We start from the raw sequence: 21,867 nt of genomic DNA on the forward strand, positions 1-21,867 counted from the left end.
ATATGAAAGGGTAAAGTTTATGAGTCTGAAAAGCAAGATCATCAAGGCAATGCCTGACAGTTTGTTTTTGCGCTTATTTTATAAGCATCATATGGGAAAGAAGCTGAATTTAAAGGATCCAAAGACCTTTAATGAAAAGCTTCAGTGGCTTAAGCTCCATGACCGCAGACCTGAGTATACGACTATGGTCGATAAGTATGCTGTAAAAAAATATGTTGCAGATAAGATAGGTGAGCAGTATATAATACCTACACTCGGTGTATGGGAAAAGTTTGATGATATTGACTTTGATAAGCTGCCTGACAGGTTCGTGCTTAAATGCACCCATGATTCAGGCGGATTAGCTATCTGCAAGGATAAAAGCAACTTTGATATGCAGGCTGCAAGAGCTAAGATCGAAAAGAGCTTGAAGACAAACTATTATCATTCTCTGAGAGAATGGCCTTATAAAAACGTACCGCCGCGCATAATTGCCGAGAAGTATATGACAGATGACGAGAACAGCGAAGGCTTCACTGACTATAAGTTCTTCTGCTTTGACGGCAAGGTGGACTGTGTTATGGTATGCCTTGACAGATATACCGGCGATACAAAGTTCTATTTCTTTGACAAGGACTGGAACCTGAAAAGGCTCAATAAGCGCGGTAAAGCTGCACCTGAAGGATTTACCATACCTAAGCCTGAATGTATGGATCAGATGTTTGAGCTTGCTGCAAAGCTTTCAGAAGGTATAACATTTGTCCGTGTTGATCTTTACCAGAGCTGCGGACAGATATATTTCGGTGAATTGACCTTTTATCCCGACAGCGGATTTGATGAAAATATACTTCCTGAGGCTGATGAGTATTGGGGAAGGTTACTTAAATTAAAGAAGGAGAACTGAATATGCGAATTACAATTGCCGGAGTTGGTAACGCAGGATCAACAGTAGGAGCTGATTTATCAAATAAAGGTCATCAGGTTACATTATTAAAAACTTCAAATAAACTTCATAATGAGCATTATGAAAAAATAAAAAAAGATAAAAACATTAAAGTAAATGATTTCAGCAATAAATATCTGGCTGAGTTGTTTTCCGTAACAGATGATGTGAAAAGTGCGATATCTGATGCAGAGTGCATTATTATATATATACAGACTAATTACCATGAGAAGCTTATAAAAGATATAGTTCAGTATATGCATGACGGGCAGATAGTAATAATCGAGCCGGGATATATGTCAACGTGCTATTTTATTAAGCATAACTGTCCTGATATTACTATAATCGAAGCTGAAAGCTCTCCGATCGACTGTAGGATCGTAAAACCCGGAGAAGTAAATGTTCTGTTTAAAAATGTACTTAATCCATTCGGAGTATATCCGCTGTCGCATATTGAAATAGCAGAAAAATGTTTGAAGAGTTTAGGATATCCATTTGAATTTACTAAAAATGTAGTTGAAGCTGCTCTTCATAATCCAAATCTTATCGTTCATACAGTAGGAGCTATTTTCAGTATTCCGAGAATAGAGTATTCAAACGGCGATTATTGGATGTATAAGGAAGTGTTTACACCTCATATATGGAATGTCGTAGAGAGTCTGGATAAAGAAAAAATGGATATTTTAGAGGCTTTGAGCTGCGAAAGACTTCCATATGTTGAAGCTTGTAAAAAACGTAATTCAACAGATAAAACAGAGGATGCTCTTGAAGTTTTCTTTGATTATGCGAAGAATTCATCTCCTGCAGGACCGAATGTGCCTGATTCAAGATATATAACTGAAGATGTTCCGCAGGGATTGGTATTACTTGAATCATTAGGTCAGATCCTTAATATTCCAACTCCAACTTGTTCTGGATTGATAAACTGTGCTAATGCAGCTTTAACTGTTGATTTCAGAAAAATCGGACGTACTGTTGAAGCTCTTGGCTACGATAATATTATTAAAATACTTAAAGAGAATGAAAAAGAGGGCTATTGATGGCAAGCAGAGGTAAAAAACTTGCTCTTAATACTGTAACATCACTTTCGTTGCAGGTAATTACAGTAATATGCGGATTTATTCTTCCGAGACTTATCATCGGAACGTTCGGCTCGAATGTAAACGGACTCGTAAACTCAATCAGTCAGTTTCTGGGAGTTATCACACTTCTTGATCTTGGCGTTGGTGCGGTAGTTCAGTCGTCATTGTATAAACCGCTTTCCGAGAAGGATAATGAAACCATAAGCAAGATATATGTATCAGCACATCGCTTCTTCAAGAGGCTGGCAACCATACTTATTGCTTATGTCGCAGTTCTTCTATTCGTATATCCGCTTATAGTAAATAAAAAATTTGATTTTCTGTTTACAGCAGCTCTTATCGGTGCAATAAGCATAAATACATTTTTCCAGTATTACTTCGGTATTGTAAACAGCTTGCTTCTTAGTGCGGATCAGAAGGGCTATATTCAGTATACAGCACAGATAGTAGTTCTTATTGTAAATACTATAGCCTGTGCGATACTTATTAAGCTTGGTGCTTCCATTCAGCTTGTAAAGCTGACTACTTCCTTTATATTCCTGTTCAGACCGCTGTATCTGTTCTTCTATGTAAGAAAGCATTATGATATAGATACAAAGATACAGTTTACGGGAGAGCCTATAAAGCAAAAATGGAACGGAATGGCACAGCATTTTGCAAGTTATGTTCTCAGCGGAACAGATAATATAGTTCTGACGTTGTTTTCAAGTCTCCTTAATGTTTCGATCTATTCGATATATAATATCGTTATCCTTGGCGTAAAAAACGCACTGCTCTCAATGACAGGCGGATTTCAGTCGCTTATCGGAGAAATGTTAGCGAAGAAAGAAAACGAAAAGCTGCATAGTTTCTTTGGCTATGTGGAATGGATACTTCATACAGGAACAACTCTTATTTTTGGCTGTACGGGCATTCTTATCGTTTCTTTCGTTGAGGTATACAGCAAAACATTTAAAGATGCAGATTCCTATATCCAGCCGTTATTTGGTGTGCTGATAGTCTTAGCCAATGCAGGGCACTGTCTGAGACTGCCGTATAATATCCTGATCCTTTCGGCAGGACATTACAAGCAGACTCAGAGCAATTATATAGTTGCGATGATACTTAATATAGTAATATCCGTTGCTTTTGTCAAATTCTTCGGATTAGTCGGTGTAGCCATCGGAACTCTTGTTGCTATGGCATATCAGACTGTATGGATGGCTTGGTATGATTCAAAGAATATCATCAACTGGCCGTTCAAAAACTTCTTAAAGCAGTTGCTGGTCGATGCAGTCACAGTAGTGCTTGCAAGTGCAGCAACATTCAAGATACCAATGCTTTCAAAAACATATGTTGGCTTTTTTGTACGCGCGATAGAAGTATTTTTATGCTGGCTTGCTATAGTTTGTGTAATAAACTGTATATGCTATCCCGATAAGATCAAAAAGCTGACAGAAAAGCTTATAAAAAGAATTAAACACGCATAAATAACAGAAGGGTATAGTTTGTATGAACAAGACAATATTGGTAACGGGTTCTTCAGGTTTTATCGGAAGCAACCTGGTTAAGAGGCTGTTTTCTTCGGAAACAGGACTTGATATTATCGGACTTGATAATATGAATGACTATTATGATGTTTCGCTCAAGGAATATCGTACTGCCGAGATCGAAAAGCTTGCAAGTGAGTCAGGCTGCAAATGGACAAACATCGTAGGTGATCTTGCGGACAGGGATACTGTTAACAGGATATTTACCGAGCATAAGCCTGATATAGTGGTTAATCTTGCAGCTCAGGCAGGAGTGCGTTATTCCATAACAAATCCTGATGCTTATCTTAATTCAAATATAATAGGCTTTTATAATATTCTTGAAGCCTGCCGCAATAATCCCGTTGAACATCTGGTGTATGCTTCTTCTTCCTCTGTTTACGGCGGAAACAAGAAGGTGCCTTTCAGTACAGAGGATATGGTGGATAATCCCGTATCACTCTATGCGGCAACAAAGAAAAGCAATGAGCTTTTTGCTCATGCATATTCAAAGCTTTATAATATCCCGTCAACAGGACTGAGATTTTTTACGGTCTACGGTCCTGCCGGACGTCCTGATATGGCTTATTTCGGATTTACAAATAAGCTTATCAACAATGAGACCATTAAGATCTTCAACTATGGTAACTGCAAACGCGACTTCACGTATGTAGATGATATAGTTGAAGGAATATACAGAGTAATGAAGAAGGCTCCCGAGAAAAAGACGGGTGAGGATGGACTTCCGATACCGCCGTATGCGGTATACAATATCGGAGGCGGCAGACCCGAAAATCTTCTCGATTTTGTAAGTATCCTTCAGGAGGAGCTTGTCCGTGCAGGCGTATTGCCGTCGGATTATGATTTTGAGGCTCATAAGGAGCTTGTGCCGATGCAGGCAGGAGATGTACCCGTAACATATGCGGATACAACAGCTCTTGAACGTGATTTTGGATACAGACCCAAAATAGATCTCAGAACAGGTCTGCGCAAATTCGCAGAGTGGTATAAAGAGTTTTATAAAGTTTGAGGAGGAAAAAATGAAAATAGCAGTAGCAGGAACAGGATATGTAGGTCTTTCGATAGCAACTCTGCTTGCACAGCATAACAGTGTAACAGCAGTTGATATAATCCCTGAGAAGGTGGAGCTTATCAACAATAAAAAGTCTCCTATCCAGGACGATTACATCGAAAAGTATCTTGCTGAAAAGGAGCTTGATCTTACAGCTACACTTGATGCAGAGGCAGCATACAAGGACGCTGATTTTGTAGTTATCGCAGCTCCTACAAATTACGACAGCAAAAAGAATTTCTTTGATACAAGTGCTGTTGAAGCTGTTATCGACCTTGTTATGAAGTATAATCCCAATGCTGGAATGGTGATAAAATCCACCATTCCTGTAGGTTATACAAAGTCTATCCGCGAGAAAACAGGCAGCAAGAATATCATTTTCAGCCCTGAATTTCTCCGTGAGAGCAAGGCGCTTTATGATAATCTTTATCCGAGCCGTATCATTGTAGGCACAGATATGAACGATGAGAGACTTGTTGAAGCAGCTCATACTTTTGCAGGACTTCTTCAGCAAGGCGCAATAAAGGAGGATATCGAAACCCTGTTTATGGGCTTTACCGAAGCAGAGGCAGTAAAGCTCTTTGCGAATACCTACCTTGCACTTCGTGTAAGCTACTTCAATGAGCTCGATACCTATGCTGAGATGAAGGGACTTGACACACAGCAGATAATCAACGGCGTTTGCCTTGACCCTCGTATCGGCACACATTATAATAATCCTTCATTCGGCTACGGCGGATATTGTCTGCCAAAGGATACCAAGCAGCTTCTTGCAAATTATGCGGACGTTCCGCAGGATATGATATCTGCGATAGTATCATCGAACAGTACACGTAAGGATTATATCGCAGACCGTGTTCTTCAGCTTGCAGGCTATTATGATGCCAATTCAGATTACGACAAGAGCAAGGAGAAGGAGGTAACTATCGGTGTTTACAGACTTACAATGAAGTCTAACAGCGATAACTTCCGTCAGAGCTCTATTCAGGGCGTTATGAAGCGAGTTAAGGCTAAGGGCGCAAAGGTCATCATCTATGAGCCGACTCTCAGCGACGGAGACACATTCTTCGGAAGTGCTGTTGTAAATGACCTTGAAAAATTCAAGGCTGAGTCAGATGCCATTATCGCCAACAGATACGATGCTTGTCTCGATGATGTTCAGGAAAAGGTGTACACAAGAGACCTTTTCAGAAGAGACTGAGTTATGGAGCATAAGATGTATACTGATAGGGAAGAAGCGCTTATCCGTGAGCTGGAAAAATGTAATTATGAATATCTGCTGACTAAGGAAAATGAGCAGAGATATCTCAGGAAAAGCAAGCTCGATTATGCCAGATTTAAAAAATCGTTTGATTTTAAAAAGGCTAAGCGCAAGTATATGAAGCTTTACGGCTTGGAGTCGTTTGCGGACAAAGCAAATGAGCTTGGCTGGGATAAGAAGAAGTCAGAGCAGTGTCTGTATTTGCGAAGCCCTAAAAAGACCGTTGTTTACACCTGTATATCGGGAAAGTATGACAGCGGAAGCGAGCCGAGATTTATACAGAATCCCAATATATCATATGTCATGTACACAAATCAGAACATAAAGTCAGAGGTGTGGGAGGTCCGTCCTATACCTGAAAGCCTGAATGAACTGACCGATGTGCAGAAGAACCGCTATTTAAAAATGCACCCTCATGAATTCTTCAGGGACTATGATTATGCAATATATATCGACGGCAATGTTCAGGTGATATCCGATATGTCCGGACTTGCAAACATGATAGACGAAACAGTGGGATTTGCTATGCATACCCACAGAAACAGAAACTGCTTATATCAGGAGGCTGTTTTCTGTCAGATCTACAGGAAGGGCAATTCCCAGGGCATCACAGATGATGTCAGAAGATATCAGTCCGAGGGCTTCCCGAAAAGCTACGGACTTCTTGAATGTACTGTTTTTGCAGTCGATCTTCACAGCGAGGTAAGCAAGAAGATATTTGAAGAATGGTGGAAGGAATTCCTGAAAGCAAGCTCGTGCAGAGATCAGTTATCATTGCCCTATGTATTATGGAAAAATGATATCTCTATTGAGAAATGCGGGACTATGGGAGCTAATCTGTACCGTAATCCTAAATTCAGAGTTCTGTCTCATATAAAATGATAAAGGAATCGAGGTAAAAAGCATGAAAGGAATAATTCTCGCCGGAGGCTCCGGCACAAGACTTTATCCGCTTACAATGGTAACATCGAAGCAGCTGCTTCCTGTATATGACAAGCCGATGGTGTATTATCCGCTTTCAACACTGATGCTTGCAGGGATAAAGGATATACTTATTATATCCACACCGACTGATCTTCCTAATTTTGAGAGACTCCTCGGTGACGGTTCACAGTACGGCATCAACCTCAGCTACAAGGTGCAGCCAAGTCCCGACGGACTTGCACAGGCATTTATACTCGGTGAAGAATTCATAGGCGATGACGCTTGTGCAATGGTTCTCGGAGATAATATATTCTACGGAAACGGCTTCGGAAGCATACTTCGCAACGCAAAGAAGAATGCAGAGGAGAACAGCCGTGCAACAGTATTCGGTTACTATGTTCCCGATCCCGAGCGTTTTGGCGTAGTTGATTTTGACAAGGACGGACACGCCCTTTCAATTGAAGAAAAGCCCGCAGTTCCTAAGAGCAATTACGCAGTTACAGGACTTTATTTCTATCCCGCAGGCGTAAGCGCAAGAGCAAATCAGGTGAAGCCTTCTGCCCGCGGAGAGCTTGAGATAACAACACTCAATGAGATGTATCTCCATGACGGACTTCTTGATGTACAGCTTCTCGGACGCGGCTTTGCATGGCTTGATACAGGTACAATGGACAGCCTTGCAGAAGCTACGAACTTCGTTCAGATGGTTCAGAATCGTCAGGGAATAGAGATATCTGCTCCCGAGGAGATAGCATTCATCAATGGTTGGATAGACAATGACGGACTTATGAAGTCAGCAGAAAAATACGGTAAGTCACCTTATGGTGCTCACCTTAAAAAAGTTGCCGAGGGCAAAATAAAGTATTAAGGAGTAAAAACTATGACAATTTTTGTTACAGGCGGAGCAGGTTTTATCGGCTCAAATTTCGTATTCCATATGCTGGACACCTATCCTGACTACAGAATAGTATGTCTGGACAAGCTCACATATGCAGGCAATCTTTCCACACTTGAGCCTGTTATGAAGAATCCGAATTTCCGTTTCGTGAAGATAGATATTTGCGACCGTGAGGCTATATACAAGCTTTTCGAGGAAGAGAAGCCAGATATCGTTGTAAACTTTGCAGCAGAGTCACACGTTGACCGCTCTATCGAGAACCCCGAGATATTCCTTCAGACAAATATCCTCGGTACACAGGTACTCATGGACGCTTGCCGCAAGTACGGTATCCAGAGATATCATCAGGTATCAACAGATGAGGTTTACGGAGACCTTCCTCTTGACAGACCTGACCTTTTCTTCACAGAGACTACACCTATCCACACAAGCAGCCCATACAGCTCTTCAAAGGCAGGTGCAGATCTTCTCGTTATGGCATATAATCGTACTTATGGTCTGCCTGTGACAATTTCAAGATGCTCAAACAACTACGGACCATACCACTTCCCTGAGAAGCTTATCCCCCTGATGATAGCAAACGCTCTCGCAGACAAGCCTCTCCCTGTATACGGTGAAGGACTCAATGTACGTGACTGGCTCTATGTTGAGGATCACTGCCGTGCTATCGACCTTATCATTCACAAGGGCAAGGTAGGCGAGGTCTACAACGTAGGCGGACACAATGAAATGAAGAACATCGACATCGTTAAGCTCATCTGTAAGGAGCTTGGCAAGCCCGAGAGCCTTATCACTCATGTTGAGGACAGAAAGGGTCACGATATGCGTTATGCTATCGATCCTACAAAGATCCACAACGAGCTTGGCTGGCTGCCTGAGACAAAGTTTGAGGACGGCATCAAGAAGACTATCAAGTGGTACCTTGAGAACCGCGAGTGGTGGGAGACTATCATCAGCGGCGAGTATCAGAATTACTATGAGAAAATGTACGGCAACCGTGCAGAGGTGTGATCTATGAAGGCATTCGTAACAGGCGTAGGCGGACAGCTCGGACATGATGTGATGGACGAGCTTGCAAAGCGTGGATATGAGGGCGTAGGCTCGGATATACTGGAGTCGGTGCCTACAGAATATCCCTATGTACAGCTTGATATAACCGATGCAGCAGCAGTTGAAAAGGCAATATCAGAGGTAAAGCCCGATGTTGTTGTACACTGTGCAGCATGGACAGCAGTTGATGCTGCCGAGGACGAGGAGAACAAGCCAAAGGTCAAGGCAATAAACGTTGACGGTACACAGAATATCGCAAACGTTTGCAAGAAGCTCGGCTGCAAGATGATATATATTTCCACAGACTACGTATTCAACGGACAGGGAACAGAGCCCTGGCAGCCTGACTGCAAGGACTACGCTCCCCAGAATGTATACGGACAGTCAAAGCTTGACGGTGAGCTTGCTGTGGCAAATACCCTTGATAAGTACTTTATCGTTCGTATCGCATGGGTATTCGGCGTAAACGGCAAGAACTTCATCAAGACAATGATAAATGTCGGAAAGAAGTATCCCGAGGTAAGAGTAGTCAATGACCAGATAGGTACTCCAACTTATACTCTCGACCTGTCAAGGCTTCTTGTTGATATGGCAGAGACCGAGAAGTACGGCTACTATCACGCTACAAACGAGGGCGGATATATCTCATGGTACGACTTCACAGTTGAGATATACAAGCAGGCAGGAATGTCCACAAAGGTAACACCTGTTACTACAGCAGAATACGGACTTTCCAAGGCTGCAAGACCTTTCAACAGCAGGCTCGACAAGTCGAAGCTGGCTGAAAACGGTTTCAAACCGCTTCCTACATGGCAGGACGCACTTTCAAGATATTTAAAGGAGATAGAAGCATAATGGGACAGATCACAGTTGAAAAAAATGTTGGCGGTATTGAAGGACTTTGCGTAATAACTCCTGCTGTTCACGGTGACAACAGAGGTTACTTCATGGAGACATATTCACAGCGTGATATGGAAGAAGCAGGCATTGATATAGTATTTGTTCAGGACAACCAGTCCTGCTCTACAAAGGGCGTTCTCCGCGGACTCCACTTCCAGAAGCAGTTCCCGCAGACCAAGCTTGTACGCGCTATAAAGGGCAGGGTATTCGATGTTGCTGTTGACCTCAGAAGCGGAAGCAAGACCTATGGCAAGTGGTACGGCGTAGAGCTTACTGAGGAGAACAAAAAGCAGTTCCTTATTCCTAAGGGATTTGCACACGGCTTCCTCGTACTCAGTGATATTGCTGAATTCTGTTACAAGTGTGATGACTTCTATCATGCAAATGATGAGGGCGGACTTGCTTGGAATGACCCTGCTATCGGCATCAAATGGCCTGAGATGACAGGTGAATACAAGGGAAGTGCCGACAGTGAGGGATATGCCCTTGAGGACGGAACAAAGCTCAATCTCAGCGATAAAGATAAAAAGTGGGAAACACTTGAGAATACTTTCAAATTCTGAATATTTTTTGCAGCTTCATATAGAGAGGCTGCATTTGTTTATCAATAATTAGGGAAAGAGGTAAATGATATGGCAACGATTTTTTTAGCAGGCGGAGCAGGATATATCGGCTCACATACAGCTGTTGAGCTTTTAAATGCAGGCTATGATGTAATAGTAGCCGATAATTATTCAAACAGCTCACCTGAATCAATAAAGAGAGTTGAAAAGATAACAGGCAAGGCTGTAAAGCTCTACGAGCTTGATATAAAGGATAATGAAAAGCTTGCAGAGGTGTTCAGAGAGAACAAAATAGATGCTGTTATCCATTTTGCAGGACTGAAGGCTGTAGGAGAGTCTGTACAGAAGCCTGTAATGTATTATCGGAATAATATAGATACTACTCTTTCTCTGCTTGAAACAATGAATGAATTCGGAGTAAAGAATATCATTTTCAGTTCCTCGGCAACTGTATACGGTGAAGCAAATCCCGTTCCGTATCTGGAAACAATGCCGCGCGGTGCCTGCACAAATCCCTATGGCTGGACCAAGTCGATGATGGAGCAGATATTTGAAGACGCAGCAAAGGCTGATAAGGAGCTTTCTGTTATACTCCTCAGATATTTCAATCCTATCGGAGCACATGAGTCAGGCATGATAGGTGAGGATCCACAGGGAATACCGAATAATCTTATGCCATATGTATCGCAGGTGGCAGTAGGCAGACGCGAGTGCCTTACAATATTCGGCAACGACTATCCAACACCTGACGGAACCTGCACCCGTGACTATATCCACGTTGTAGACCTTGCAAAGGGTCACGTTAAGGCTATAGACTATATCCTTGCAAACAACTGCGTTGAGATAATCAATCTCGGCACAGGTACTCCATACAGCGTTACCGAGATAGTGGATACTTTTGAAAGGGTAAATAATATCAAGGTAAATCATGTTTACGGAGCAAGGAGAGAAGGCGACCTTGCCGAGTGCTATGCAAATGCAGACAAGGCATATAAGCTGCTTGGCTGGAAAACGGAGAAAACTCTTGAGGATATGTGCCGCGATTCATGGAACTGGCAGAAAAACAATCCTAACGGCTATAATAAGTGATTTGAACTCGGGCATTTGCCCGAGTTTTTAATTTAGGTTGCATTTTTTGGATTTTTGTGGTATAATATTATAAAGTATACTGAAAGAAGGGCTGAGACATATGTGGAAAATTAAAGACAGACTAAAAAAGCTCAGCTATTCTGAGCTTATGCTGAAGGCACTTTGCACCTTTACTTTGCTTATTTACCTGTACTGTGTGCTTAATATAACACTTATCGACAGGACTCCGGGTATGCGCCGTCATGTGTTCAGACCATTATGGGAAGTAAGCGTCATGCTGAAAAGCGGAGATTACTCCTACTGGTCGGGACAGATCGGCGGAAATCTTGTGATGCTGTTGCCATTGGGATTTATGCTGCCCATAATGTCTGAAAAATTCAGAAGTATAAAGGCAGCTGCTGTTATAGGCTTTGCATTCTCGATATTCATCGAGTTTGCGCAGTATTATACAGGCAGAGGCTTATTTGAGTCGGATGATATACTGCATAATACTATCGGAGCTTGTATCGGCTGCATCATCTATGTGATAATATCCAACAGGCTTCCAGACAAAGTCACGGAAACAGATCAATGAACATTAAAAGCGCCGCTTATTTAAGCGGCGTTTTGGCTGAAAATGCTTTAGCTCATCAAATAACTTGACACAGTTTGGCTTATGATATATAATATATTTATTGTACTTTAGGGAGGAAGAGTATGCAAGAAATAAAAAAACGTTTGTCAGGCTTTTTTGAGATGATAACCTCGGAGAGATTTTTCTTTTATTATATAATCTCGGTTATGATAGCTCTGCCTGTTATGGAGATATTTGACGAAAAACATTCACAGGCGTTTGCGAGCCAGCCTATTATTGTAGAGATAGCAGGCTATGTGGGAATATTTGCCATAATAGTGCATTTCCTGAAGCATCAGAATATCAAGTATTATCTTACTGATCTTCTGTATTTGCTGCTGTTTGTCTTTGCACTGCTGTCTGCGGTATTTACGCTGAATAAACAGGAAACATGGCACGGCTTCAACTATGATGAGTGGCTGTTCAATTTTGTTGGATATTTCAGCCTTATGTTCGCAGGAACAATGATACATGACAAGCAGATGAGAAAAGGCATACTGAATGTATTCATACTTGTTACGGTGATACAGTCAGTCGTGGCGGCACTTCAGACCTGCGGCATATACATGATAGAGTGCTATTATGATACAGACCTCATCCTTGAACTTAAAAGAAGCTACGGACTGACCCAGCACTCAAACTGGTACGGCGGACTTAGTGTACTTATGTTTGCCTGCACATCGGGAATATTCCTGTTTACTCAGAGCAAGCTTATAAGAAATATAACATACGCTATATCAATTCTTTGCTTTTACACTCTGCTTTCATGCGAGGCAAGACTTGCGTGGGTAGGTGTGGCAGCATATCTTATCTTTTTGGCAGTATCTCTGACGATAATGAAGTTCAAGGGGCTTGAAAAAGAAAAGCTTCTAAGTATATTGAAACGTTTGCTGCTCCTTATAGTTGGTATGGCATTGGTAACAGCCTTTGTTATAATAGTATGCGGCAAGATAACAGGAAAGCTTGAACTGACAAATAGTGAGATATCCTCTGCATCAGGTGAGAAAAATAACGTTCAGGGACTTGGATCGGGCAGAGTATACATATGGAAATTCGGCTTAAAGATGGTTCCCGAACACTGGGCATTCGGAATAGGTCTTGACAACTATAAAGATGCCTTCCTGAAGAGTCCTGATTTCCATGAAGGAATGTTCAGCAACGCAAAGGGTCATAATGAGTATATCCATTACCTTGTAACACAGGGTGTATTCCAGCTCATCACATATCTTACGCTTCTTGTTTATGCAGCTGTTACAGGTATCAGGAACGTTATACACAACGATGACAAAGAGGAAAGATTTATCAACTGGATAGTGCTCGGTATGTTCTTTGGATATGCGGCACAGGCTTTATTCAACAGCAGCATTGTAAATGTAGTACCTTATTTCTGGATAACCATAGGTATGTGTCTGTCAAAGAAAAATCAGCATTACTTCGGTTATGCAAAGGAACATAAAAAAGCCGTGAAGGCATAAAGCACAAAGACCGCTCCCCGTGCACAGGGAGCGGTCTTTGATCATTAAGGAGTGTGTTTTTTCAGATGACATATAGATTATAACTCATGATAAGCAAGTTTTCAAGATGACAAATGTCACTTTTTGAGTGACAAATGTAACTGCTGATTTGACATTTTCGGATATGTATATTATAATGTAAACTGATATTGTTTGTGAAAGGAGCATTGGTTTGGGCAGTATAAAACGCAGAAAGGGAAAGAGCCGCATAGATTTTCCCGAGGATTACTGCGTAGTCGATATAGAGACTACAGGGCTCGACCCTGAGACCTGCGAGATAATCGAAATAGCGGCAGTTCGCTACAGAAACGGCAGAAAAGAAGCTGTTTTCAGCACTTTTGTAAAGCCTGAGCACCATATTCCCGAGTTCATAACGGGAATGACAGGTATAGATGATACAATGGTAGAAAATGCTCCCGATATAAATACTGCGATACTTGATTTTTATAAATTTGCAGGTAACGATATGCTCATGGGGTATAACGTTAATTTTGATATCAACTTTCTCTATGACAATCTTCTCAGATGTCACGGGATATATTTGCAGAATGATTTTGTAGATGTGCTGAGATTTTCGCGGAAGGTGCTTACGCTTCTTCCCGACAGGAAGCAGACCACTGTTGCCGCACATTACGGAATAGAGATAGCAGGTGCTCACAGAGCCGCAAGGGACTGCGAGATATGCAACGCCTGCTATATATGTCTGCGCGACGAGATGCGCAGGCAGGAGGCTATATAATGGCTCTGAAGGACAGACTCATAGAGTATGCAGCCGACCGTTACGGCACAAAGCCCGAATATCTTTGGGCAAGGACTCCTGACTGTGCGGTATTACGCTGTGAGAGCAACGATAAATGGTACGGCATAATCATGTGTGTGGATGGCAGCAAGCTTGGACTTGCAAAGGGCGTGAGCTATGACATCGTGAATGTGAAGTGCAGTCCGCTTATGACAGGCTCTCTGCTTGCTATGAAGGGCATACACCCTGCCTACCATATGCAGAAGGAAAGCTGGATAACAGTGCTCCTTGACGGCACTGTTGCCGAGGAGCAGGTATTCTCGCTGCTGGATATGAGCTATGAGCTCATAAAGCAAAGCGGCGGCAGCAAAAGGCTCAGAACTGATAATAAGGAGTGGCTCATACCTGCATCTCCTTCCATGTACGATGTTGAGCAGGACTTTCAGCGTGACGGTATGATACTCTGGAAGCAGACATCAAACATAATAGTGGGAGATATCATCTATATGTACATGGCTGCGCCCGTATCCGCAATAATGTACAAGTGCGAGGCTATAGAGGTGGATATACCGTATAAATACGATAACGGTGATTATCATATAAGAAAGGCAATGAAGCTGAAGCTTATATGCCGCTTTGATAAAAGCGATATGCCGCTGACGGCAATGAAAGAGCTTGGAGCAGGTGCAGTCCGCGGACCGAGAGGAGTACCGCCTGCACTCAGCCGCGAGCTTAAATGTCTCTGCAAAAGTAAAGGCATCATATGACGCAAATACTTTAGAAACAACGTTATTTAGCGGAAAAGCTCATGCTATTGATTTATTTCCGTTAATATGGTATAATATTCGATGTAAGTGTATTTTTATTTTTTCCGATTTTTGACAGGAGGAACTTTATGCTTAATGCTGATCTGAAGGAATTTCAACTGACTTCTGATTTCGATGAGCTTGTGATCTCGGCTGTAATGGCAGTGCCCTCGGGAGATATAAACGGCATTGTCCAGATAGTTCACGGTATGAATGAGCACAAGGAGAGATATTACCCCTTTATGGATTACCTTGCAGAGCAGGGATTTATAACAGTAATACACGATAACCGCGGTCACGGCGGAAGTATCATGGAGTCTGAAGATATCGGCTTTATGTTCAGAAAAGGCGGCGAGGGCTTTGTAAGCGATATCGCTCAGCTAAACAAGCGCATAAAAGCAGCTTACCCTAATGTTCCTGTTTTTATGGCTGCAAGCGGTCTTGGAGCTTCGGGCGCAAAGTGCTTCATCAAGAAATACGACGACTGCATAGACGGACTTGTTCTTCTCGGCAGCCTTTATTACAGCCCGTTCTCACCTGTGACAAGAGTCATAAATTCAGTAGCTTCAAAGCGTCCGGGAAGCCGTTCAAGAAGCGAGAAAATATTCGATACTATAGATGACAGCCTCGGAAAATTCTTTGAGGATCCCATAAATTCATGGAGATGCAGCGATCCTGACGTGGTCCTTGCATATAATGAGGATCCGCTCTGCAACTTCAAGCCTACACTCAACGGCTATCAGGAGATGCTGTGGATAATGAGGAACTCACAGTCGGGAACAGGCTGGCAGCTGAAAAATCCAAAGCTTCCTATACGCTTTATATCGGGCAAGGAAGATACCGCGATGGTATCGGAGAAGAAGTTTATGAAGCTGGTATCAAAGCTTGAAAAGATCGGATACGACAGCATATCACACCGACTGTTCGACGGTATGCGCCATGACGTACTCATGGAGAAAAACAGCATAAACGTATATAAGGATATTGCAAAAACTCTGTTTTCGTGGCTTGACCGCTGGAACGAGGAGCGTATGGAGGAAGCTGCCGAAGCGGCAGCCACAGCAGCGGCAGTTGCATCTGCTGAGGAAGCTCCCGTACAGCAGGAAAACGAAGAAACAGTAAATGAATAAATAACGATCTACAGGACCGCGGCAGTACCCACGGTCCTTATATCGTAAAATGAAAGGATCAATTATGGATATCAACAAGACACTGGCAAAGGAATTCGGACTTAAACAGGAGCAGGTAGACAATACAGTCGCACTTATCGACGATGACAAGACTATACCGTTTATCGCCCGTTATCGAAAGGAGCTCACAGGCTCTCTCGATGACCAGATACTCCGTGAGCTCTATGACAGACTCATGTATCTCCGCAACCTTGAAAAGCGCAAGGAGGAGGTAACTAATGCTATCACAGAGCAGGAGAAGATGACTCCTGAGATAGAGGCTGCTATCAGCGCAGCTGTTACACTTGTAGAGGTAGAGGACATCTATCGTCCCTTCAAGCCAAAGCGTCGTACCCGTGCGAGCATTGCCCGTGAAAACGGACTTGAACCACTTGCTGTACTTATCATGGCTCAGGAGAATTCCACAGAGCCCGAGAAGGAAGCTGAGGCTTATATAGATGAAGAGAAGAAGATAAACGATGCTCAGACTGCTTTACAGGGAGCTATGGATATCATCGCTGAGGATATCTCAGATGATGCCGATATCAGAAAGAAGCTCCGTACACTTGCAGGCGAAAAGGGTGAACTTGTCTCAAAGGCTTCCGACCCTGAGGCTGAGAGCGTTTATCAGAACTATTATGAATATTCCGAGGCTATCCCAAAGGTAGCAAACCACCGTGTTCTCGCACTTGACAGAGGCGAGAAGGAAGGCTTCCTGAAGGTAGCTGTAACGCTTGACGAGACCATGGCTACAGACGTTATCTTCGGCAAGTATATCAAGGCTAACAATGCCTGCGGAGAGCTTGTGAGAGCTGCTGCCGCAGACAGCTACAAGAGACTTATCTTCCCGTCTATCGAGCGTGAGATACGTTCAGAGATGAGTGCTAAGGCTGCCGAGGAGTCCATAAAGGTATTCGCAGCAAATCTTCGTCAGATGCTTCTCCAGCCGCCGCTCAAGAGCAGCATTATCCTGGGACTTGACCCCGGTTATGCACATGGCTGCAAGACCGCTGTAATAGACGGTACAGGCAAGGTCCTCGACACTGCTATCATTTACCCTGTAGGCTCGGCAGGAGCTGTTGAGGCTGCAAAGAAGAAGGTAAAGGAATTTATCCAGAAATACAATGTAAACGTTATCTCTATCGGTAACGGTACAGCTTCACGCGAGACCGAGAGCTTTGCTGCCGAGATCGCAAAGGAAGTACCTCAGGACGTAAGCTACATGGTAGTAAGCGAAGCAGGAGCTTCGGTATACTCTGCATCAAAGGTGGCAGCCGAGGAATTCCCCGAGTACGATGTTTCTATCAGAGGAGCTATCTCAATTGCCCGCCGTTTGCAGGATCCTCTTGCAGAGCTCGTAAAGATAGACCCTAAGGCTATAGGCGTAGGACAGTATCAGCATGATATGCCGCAGGCAAGAATGAGCGAAGCACTTGGCGGCGTTGTTGAGGACTGTGTTAACTCTGTCGGAGTTGACCTCAATACAGCATCACATTCGCTTCTTTCCTATATCGCAGGCATCAACGCAACAGTTGCAAAGAATATCGTTACCTACCGTGAGGAGAACGGCAGATTTACAGACCGTAAGGAGCTCCTTAAAGTACCGAAGCTTGGCAAGAAGGCTTTCGAGCAGTGCGCAGGCTTCCTGAGAGTCCGTGACGGTAAAAATCCGCTCGACAACACAGCAGTTCACCCCGAGAGCTACGAGGCAGCATCTTCACTTCTCAGCGAGTGCGGCTTTACACTTGCTGATATCGCAGGCAGCGGAGCTGAAGGCATTACAGAAAAGGCTGACAGTATCGGTCTTGAAAATATAAGCAAAAATCTCGGCATAGGTGTGCCTACACTTACAGATATCATCGGCGAGCTCAAAAAGCCCGGACGTGACCTTCGTGACGAGCTCCCGGCACCACTTCTCAGAAGCGGCGATATCATGGAGATAAAGGACTTAAAGCCCGGTATGGAGCTTGTTGGTACAGTCCGCAATATCATAGATTTCGGCTGCTTTGTTGATATCGGCGTACACGAGGACGGACTCGTTCATATATCTCAGATATGCAGCAGATACATCAAGCACCCTCTTGAAGCCGTAAAGGTAGGCGAGGTCGTAAAGGTAAAAGTCCTTGATGTAGACCTGAAAAGAAACCGCATATCTCTTACAATGATCCTTAATGACGATGAGGAGAAGAAGCAGCAGAAGAAGTCTGAGCGCAGAAACGATAACAGAAAGCGTGAAAATCGCAAGCCAAAGGGCTTTGATGCTTCACAGCTCCACAACAGCAGCTTCCGTATCAAGCAGAAATAAGGAGAGAGCATATGTCTTTCAGAACTGATGAAGTAGAAATAAAATGTGCTGTGTGCGGCGGGACATCTTCTCAGACTGTGGTAGCGGAGTTTGACCCCGATACAAGTGTTCCCGACCTTGATATGCGTCCCAATGGTGAGCACCGTTCATACCTTAAATACTGGGTAAGCGAGTGCCCTCACTGCGGCTACTGCAATGCTTCGATAGAAATTCCCGTGCTTTTTACAAAGGAATTCCTTGAGAGTGAGAAGTACAAGAATACAGGTTGCAGCGGACTTGCAGAGAAGTTTATGAAAATGTCTCTGGTCTGCGAAAAGAACAAGGTATATGAAGAAGCTATGAAAGCTTGTCTCTATGCAGCATGGTATTATGACGATGAAAATGACGATGAAAAGGCTGCTGAGTGCCGCAGAGCTGCACTGAAGATCTTTGACCTGCATAAGCAGGAATTTAAAGATAAGCCTGATTTTATGCTTCTTGCTGCTGACCTTATGCGCAGAAGCGGCGATTTTGAGCGCGTTATCCGCGATTATAAGGACAGACTGTTCCCTTCAAGGCTTATAATGGCTCTTGCAGCATTTGAAGCCGAGCTTGCAGAAAAAGGCGACAGCTCCTGCCATAAGGCAGACGAAGCAAATGGAGTAGTGCTGAAATAACGATAATGAGCCGCACTGTTGAAGTGCGGCTTTAAAATATGTACTGACATTGACAATAGTGCTAAATAGTGATATAATCTGTATGAATAATGAAAAGATAACAACGGAGGTAACAAGATGAAAAGAGTTGCAGCTATTCTGGTTGCATTGACAGCAGCTGCCTGTATTTTTACAGGCTGTGAGCCAAAGAAAAAGGAAATAAAAAGTGCAAAGGTAACTCAGCAGAACAGCAGTTCTTATGAAAGTGCGATAAAGGAATGTTTCAACGCCATGAATTCCAACGGCGGAGGAAAGGTCTTCTATTCGTATATGTATCCCGATGCTGCACTTGACGCTATGAAGCAGAACGGTGATTTCGACAGCCTTGTGGATACCTTCAATCAGAATCAGCAGGAAAATCTGTCAAAAAGCAGCGATAAGTTTGCATTTGGTGAGATAAAGGAAGCAAAGCCGCTCAGTGAGGAACAGGTCTCGGGCGTAAAGAAATATTTTGCTGAATCCAGCGAAATGTTCGGTGTTGACATGAAGGAAAGCGACTTTGATGTAAAGGAAGGCTACGAGGTCACATACAGCTATACGAAAAACGGCGAAGCTGCAAGTGATGAGACTGTAATAGTAGTAAGTCTGAACGATGAGGGCTGGAAGATAATCACACGCTGACGGAGGTAACGATGAAAAGAGAGTCTGGATATAATACCAAGCAGAAGGAGAAACTGCTGGAATATCTTATCAGTAATAAAGATAAGCATACCAATGTGCAGGAGATAAGTGCATTCCTGTCTGCCGAGGGTACGCCTGTGGGCGTGGCAACTATTTACAGACAGCTGGACAGGCTTGTTGAGAATGGACTTGTAAGGAAATATGCCTTTGACGGCAAAACATCAGCTTGTTATCAGTATATCGAAGATAACGAGCACTGCCGCAGCCATTTCCACCTGAAATGTCTTACCTGCGGCAGACTCATACACCTTGACTGCGAACATCTTGCAGAGCTGACTCATCATATAGAAGATGAGCACGGCTTTGAGATAGATTATTCCCAGACTGTTTTCTACGGACGCTGTTCCGACTGCAAGGACGCCGACTGAGAGGCTGCTTCACTGCTTTTGCTGTCGGAGCTTCTTGGAATATAGATCTTAACATCGTTTTCGTTATTTTCGGGCATAGTACCACCTCCGTGGATATTATGCCCGTTAATTTGATTTTTATGAGATATTTGAAAGGAAAAGCCATGAAAATACTTAACGCCCTGCTGAGGCTTGCAGCTTCCGAGATACTTTGCATTTTCATTGATATCACCTTTGCAGCCTCGGGAAATCCGTTTATAAAGTTCATATGTCTTGTCTGCACAGTATTGCTGATGATATTTGTGCTTGCGGATTTTTCGGTGAAAGCGGCAAGGGCGGATATAAAGTTTGCAAGAATGAGCGGTGAAACCGTCAAAGCTGCGGGGATATTTGCAGCAGGTGCGGCTGTGACCGTGCCGCCGCTCGTGAGCTGGATAGTCCTGTATATATCCGCAAAAGGCGGCAGTTTTGACTATTATCGCTGGCATAAGCTGCTTAACGCAGCTTTTTTGCAGCTTTACAATCTTATCAACAGCAGTGCAAATTCTTCCGACCTTACGGGAGCAGAGCTTGCAGCAATGCTTGTTCCTGTTATTGTTCCCGCTATGGCAGTAATTATACCGTATATGGCTGTCTGCGGAAGAAACACAGATAAATAATATTTGCGTTATTTCGCAAAGTTCGGACTTATGCTTTTTATGCATTTTGCTGAAAAAACACGGTGTATAGTATAATTAAATTCTTTCACTTGACATAATACAGAAAAATATGATAAAATATATCTTGTAATATTTTTTGTTTATGGAGGTTTTTTTTATGGCATTTTGTAAATTCTGCGGCAAGCAGATACCTGACGGCGGTTCATGTGACTGTGCAGCTTCAAAGGCAGAAAGAGAAGTTAAAGAAAAAGAAGAAAAAGAAGTCGACAACGTGCAGAATACAGCTGAAAAGGCTGCTGATAGTGTTGCTGATAAGGCTAAGGACACAGCAGCAGAGCTGAAGGAAAAGGCTGGAGATGTTGCTGATAAGGTAGGCGACAGCCTCAAGCAGGGTGCAACAAAGGTCGATGGTTTAGCAGGCGAGTTATCAGAAAAGCTCCCGGGCGGCATGAAGAACAACAAGAGTGCTGTTTATGCAGCGGCAGGCGTTATCTTAGTTCTTATCATCTGTCTTATCTGCCTTATTTTTGGCGGCGGAGCAAAGGGTACTCTCAAGAAATTCATAAAGGCTTCTTCCGATGATAAGGGCGGAAAGACTATTTTATCTCTTACACTTCCTGATTCTGCAATAGATGCTCTCAAGGACGATGATAAATTTGATAAAATGGTAAAGCAGATCAATAACCGTATCGAAGATCAGATAGATGATCTTGAAGATGATGAGACAATACCTTCTTATGAAAAGATCATAAGAAAAGAAAAGCTCAGCAAGTCACAGCTCAATGCTGCTGAAGATTATTTCTCAGATATCTGCGAGAAATACGATGCAGATGATGATATCGAAGTAACAAAGGGCTATGAATTCAAGGTAAGACTCAAGTACAGAGATGAAGACGGCAAGAAGAGACATGAAACAGAAAAGCTTTGTGTCGTTAAGATAAAGGGCGATGGCTGGAAGGTCATCTCATCTTCAGCAGATTCTCTTGATTGATCAATATAGCGAATAAGATCCGAAGCAGAAATGCTTCGGATTTTTTTGTTGACTAATTATCAGAAATATGGTAAAATAA

At 43.1% G+C, this 21,867-nt stretch carries 22 protein-coding genes; all 22 read left to right on the forward strand.

Annotation, left to right across the window (positions count from 1 at the left end):
• Positions 1–19: 19 nt before the first annotated feature.
• The 22 genes from BUB28_RS07120 (at position 20) to BUB28_RS07225 (ending at position 21,788) form a co-directional block, all read left to right on the forward strand.
• Positions 20–883, forward strand: a complete 864-nt coding sequence (locus BUB28_RS07120) for an ATP-grasp fold amidoligase family protein (protein WP_072950183.1) — start codon at positions 20–22, stop codon at positions 881–883.
• Positions 884–885: 2 nt separating this feature from the next.
• Positions 886–1,962 (forward strand): NAD/NADP octopine/nopaline dehydrogenase family protein, encoded by a 1,077-nt coding sequence (locus BUB28_RS07125; protein ID WP_072950185.1) that lies wholly within the window; start codon positions 886–888, stop codon positions 1,960–1,962.
• A complete protein-coding gene (locus BUB28_RS07130; RefSeq protein WP_072950187.1) occupies positions 1,962–3,473 on the forward strand; it encodes an MATE family efflux transporter in 1,512 nt (503 codons plus the stop codon). Before BUB28_RS07125 ends, BUB28_RS07130 begins: the two co-directional genes overlap by 1 nt.
• A 22-nt stretch (positions 3,474–3,495) precedes the next feature.
• On the forward strand, positions 3,496–4,542 hold the full coding sequence (locus BUB28_RS07135) for an NAD-dependent epimerase/dehydratase family protein (protein WP_072950189.1): 1,047 nt from the start codon (positions 3,496–3,498) through the stop codon (positions 4,540–4,542).
• Positions 4,543–4,552: 10 nt separating this feature from the next.
• Entirely contained in the window at positions 4,553–5,785 is a 1,233-nt protein-coding gene (locus BUB28_RS07140; RefSeq protein WP_072950190.1) for a nucleotide sugar dehydrogenase, read from the forward strand.
• A 3-nt stretch (positions 5,786–5,788) separates the two neighbouring features.
• On the forward strand, positions 5,789–6,727 hold the full coding sequence (locus BUB28_RS07145; RefSeq protein ID WP_072950192.1) for a glycosyltransferase domain-containing protein: 939 nt from the start codon (positions 5,789–5,791) through the stop codon (positions 6,725–6,727).
• Between the two features lie 22 nt (positions 6,728–6,749).
• On the forward strand, positions 6,750–7,637 hold the full coding sequence (gene rfbA, locus BUB28_RS07150) for a glucose-1-phosphate thymidylyltransferase RfbA (RefSeq protein ID WP_072950194.1): 888 nt from the start codon (positions 6,750–6,752) through the stop codon (positions 7,635–7,637).
• A gap of 12 nt (positions 7,638–7,649) precedes the next feature.
• Complete coding sequence (gene rfbB, locus BUB28_RS07155; RefSeq protein WP_072950195.1) at positions 7,650–8,678, forward strand: dTDP-glucose 4,6-dehydratase; 1,029 nt, start codon at positions 7,650–7,652, stop codon at positions 8,676–8,678.
• A gap of 3 nt (positions 8,679–8,681) precedes the next feature.
• On the forward strand, positions 8,682–9,572 hold the full coding sequence (gene rfbD, locus BUB28_RS07160; protein ID WP_072950197.1) for a dTDP-4-dehydrorhamnose reductase: 891 nt from the start codon (positions 8,682–8,684) through the stop codon (positions 9,570–9,572).
• Positions 9,572–10,180: a dTDP-4-dehydrorhamnose 3,5-epimerase gene (gene rfbC / locus BUB28_RS07165; protein ID WP_072950198.1), complete on the forward strand. Its 609-nt coding sequence runs from the start codon at positions 9,572–9,574 to the stop codon at positions 10,178–10,180. Before rfbD ends, rfbC begins: the two co-directional genes overlap by 1 nt.
• A 69-nt stretch (positions 10,181–10,249) precedes the next feature.
• Positions 10,250–11,269 (forward strand): UDP-glucose 4-epimerase GalE, encoded by a 1,020-nt coding sequence (galE, locus tag BUB28_RS07170; protein WP_072950200.1) that lies wholly within the window; start codon positions 10,250–10,252, stop codon positions 11,267–11,269.
• Between the two features lie 100 nt (positions 11,270–11,369).
• Positions 11,370–11,843, forward strand: a complete 474-nt coding sequence (locus BUB28_RS07175; protein ID WP_081373423.1) for a VanZ family protein — start codon at positions 11,370–11,372, stop codon at positions 11,841–11,843.
• A gap of 122 nt (positions 11,844–11,965) precedes the next feature.
• Positions 11,966–13,357: an O-antigen ligase family protein gene (locus BUB28_RS07180; RefSeq protein WP_072950201.1), complete on the forward strand. Its 1,392-nt coding sequence runs from the start codon at positions 11,966–11,968 to the stop codon at positions 13,355–13,357.
• 211 nt (positions 13,358–13,568) lie between these two features.
• Positions 13,569–14,135, forward strand: coding sequence for a 3'-5' exonuclease (locus BUB28_RS07185; RefSeq protein ID WP_175547816.1), 567 nt, complete (start codon positions 13,569–13,571; stop codon positions 14,133–14,135).
• Complete coding sequence (locus BUB28_RS07190; RefSeq protein ID WP_072950203.1) at positions 14,135–14,902, forward strand: MmcQ/YjbR family DNA-binding protein; 768 nt, start codon at positions 14,135–14,137, stop codon at positions 14,900–14,902. Before BUB28_RS07185 ends, BUB28_RS07190 begins: the two co-directional genes overlap by 1 nt.
• A gap of 128 nt (positions 14,903–15,030) precedes the next feature.
• The gene (locus BUB28_RS07195) at positions 15,031–16,071 is read left to right on the forward strand and encodes an alpha/beta fold hydrolase (RefSeq protein WP_072950205.1); all 1,041 of its coding nucleotides are present in this window, start codon (positions 15,031–15,033) and stop codon (positions 16,069–16,071) included.
• A gap of 64 nt (positions 16,072–16,135) precedes the next feature.
• Complete coding sequence (locus BUB28_RS07200; protein ID WP_072950206.1) at positions 16,136–18,415, forward strand: Tex family protein; 2,280 nt, start codon at positions 16,136–16,138, stop codon at positions 18,413–18,415.
• 11 nt (positions 18,416–18,426) lie between these two features.
• Positions 18,427–19,071 (forward strand): DUF2225 domain-containing protein, encoded by a 645-nt coding sequence (locus BUB28_RS07205; RefSeq protein WP_072950208.1) that lies wholly within the window; start codon positions 18,427–18,429, stop codon positions 19,069–19,071.
• 117 nt (positions 19,072–19,188) lie between these two features.
• On the forward strand, positions 19,189–19,731 hold the full coding sequence (locus tag BUB28_RS07210; RefSeq protein WP_072950209.1) for a hypothetical protein: 543 nt from the start codon (positions 19,189–19,191) through the stop codon (positions 19,729–19,731).
• 11 nt (positions 19,732–19,742) lie between these two features.
• Positions 19,743–20,159: a Fur family transcriptional regulator gene (locus BUB28_RS07215; protein ID WP_072950211.1), complete on the forward strand. Its 417-nt coding sequence runs from the start codon at positions 19,743–19,745 to the stop codon at positions 20,157–20,159.
• 119 nt (positions 20,160–20,278) lie between these two features.
• On the forward strand, positions 20,279–20,797 hold the full coding sequence (locus BUB28_RS07220) for a hypothetical protein (RefSeq protein WP_207647089.1): 519 nt from the start codon (positions 20,279–20,281) through the stop codon (positions 20,795–20,797).
• Positions 20,798–20,954: 157 nt separating this feature from the next.
• A complete protein-coding gene (locus tag BUB28_RS07225) occupies positions 20,955–21,788 on the forward strand; it encodes a hypothetical protein (RefSeq protein ID WP_072950214.1) in 834 nt (277 codons plus the stop codon).
• Positions 21,789–21,867: the final 79 nt, after the last annotated feature.

The organism is Ruminococcus flavefaciens (assembly GCF_900143025.1).
Taxonomy (GTDB): domain Bacteria; phylum Bacillota; class Clostridia; order Oscillospirales; family Ruminococcaceae; genus Ruminococcus; species Ruminococcus flavefaciens_I.

Bases quoted from the DNA above. Each gene is read 5' to 3' on its own strand.
- BUB28_RS07180 (WP_072950201.1), top strand. From the start codon at position 11,966: ATGCAAGAAATAAAAAAACGTTTGTCAGGCTTTTTTGAGATGATAACC.
- BUB28_RS07220 (WP_207647089.1), top strand. From the start codon at position 20,279: ATGAGATATTTGAAAGGAAAAGCCATGAAAATACTTAACGCCCTGCTG.
- BUB28_RS07215 (WP_072950211.1), top strand. From the start codon at position 19,743: ATGAAAAGAGAGTCTGGATATAATACCAAGCAGAAGGAGAAACTGCTG.
- galE (WP_072950200.1), top strand. From the start codon at position 10,250: ATGGCAACGATTTTTTTAGCAGGCGGAGCAGGATATATCGGCTCACAT.
- BUB28_RS07125 (WP_072950185.1), top strand. From the start codon at position 886: ATGCGAATTACAATTGCCGGAGTTGGTAACGCAGGATCAACAGTAGGA.
- BUB28_RS07225 (WP_072950214.1), top strand. From the start codon at position 20,955: ATGGCATTTTGTAAATTCTGCGGCAAGCAGATACCTGACGGCGGTTCA.
- BUB28_RS07145 (WP_072950192.1), top strand. From the start codon at position 5,789: ATGGAGCATAAGATGTATACTGATAGGGAAGAAGCGCTTATCCGTGAG.
- rfbB (WP_072950195.1), top strand. From the start codon at position 7,650: ATGACAATTTTTGTTACAGGCGGAGCAGGTTTTATCGGCTCAAATTTC.
- BUB28_RS07205 (WP_072950208.1), top strand. From the start codon at position 18,427: ATGTCTTTCAGAACTGATGAAGTAGAAATAAAATGTGCTGTGTGCGGC.
- BUB28_RS07135 (WP_072950189.1), top strand. From the start codon at position 3,496: ATGAACAAGACAATATTGGTAACGGGTTCTTCAGGTTTTATCGGAAGC.
- BUB28_RS07190 (WP_072950203.1), top strand. From the start codon at position 14,135: ATGGCTCTGAAGGACAGACTCATAGAGTATGCAGCCGACCGTTACGGC.
- rfbC (WP_072950198.1), top strand. From the start codon at position 9,572: ATGGGACAGATCACAGTTGAAAAAAATGTTGGCGGTATTGAAGGACTT.
- BUB28_RS07140 (WP_072950190.1), top strand. From the start codon at position 4,553: ATGAAAATAGCAGTAGCAGGAACAGGATATGTAGGTCTTTCGATAGCA.
- rfbD (WP_072950197.1), top strand. From the start codon at position 8,682: ATGAAGGCATTCGTAACAGGCGTAGGCGGACAGCTCGGACATGATGTG.
- BUB28_RS07200 (WP_072950206.1), top strand. From the start codon at position 16,136: ATGGATATCAACAAGACACTGGCAAAGGAATTCGGACTTAAACAGGAG.
- rfbA (WP_072950194.1), top strand. From the start codon at position 6,750: ATGAAAGGAATAATTCTCGCCGGAGGCTCCGGCACAAGACTTTATCCG.
- BUB28_RS07120 (WP_072950183.1), top strand. From the start codon at position 20: ATGAGTCTGAAAAGCAAGATCATCAAGGCAATGCCTGACAGTTTGTTT.
- BUB28_RS07130 (WP_072950187.1), top strand. From the start codon at position 1,962: ATGGCAAGCAGAGGTAAAAAACTTGCTCTTAATACTGTAACATCACTT.
- BUB28_RS07195 (WP_072950205.1), top strand. From the start codon at position 15,031: ATGCTTAATGCTGATCTGAAGGAATTTCAACTGACTTCTGATTTCGAT.
- BUB28_RS07175 (WP_081373423.1), top strand. From the start codon at position 11,370: ATGTGGAAAATTAAAGACAGACTAAAAAAGCTCAGCTATTCTGAGCTT.
- BUB28_RS07210 (WP_072950209.1), top strand. From the start codon at position 19,189: ATGAAAAGAGTTGCAGCTATTCTGGTTGCATTGACAGCAGCTGCCTGT.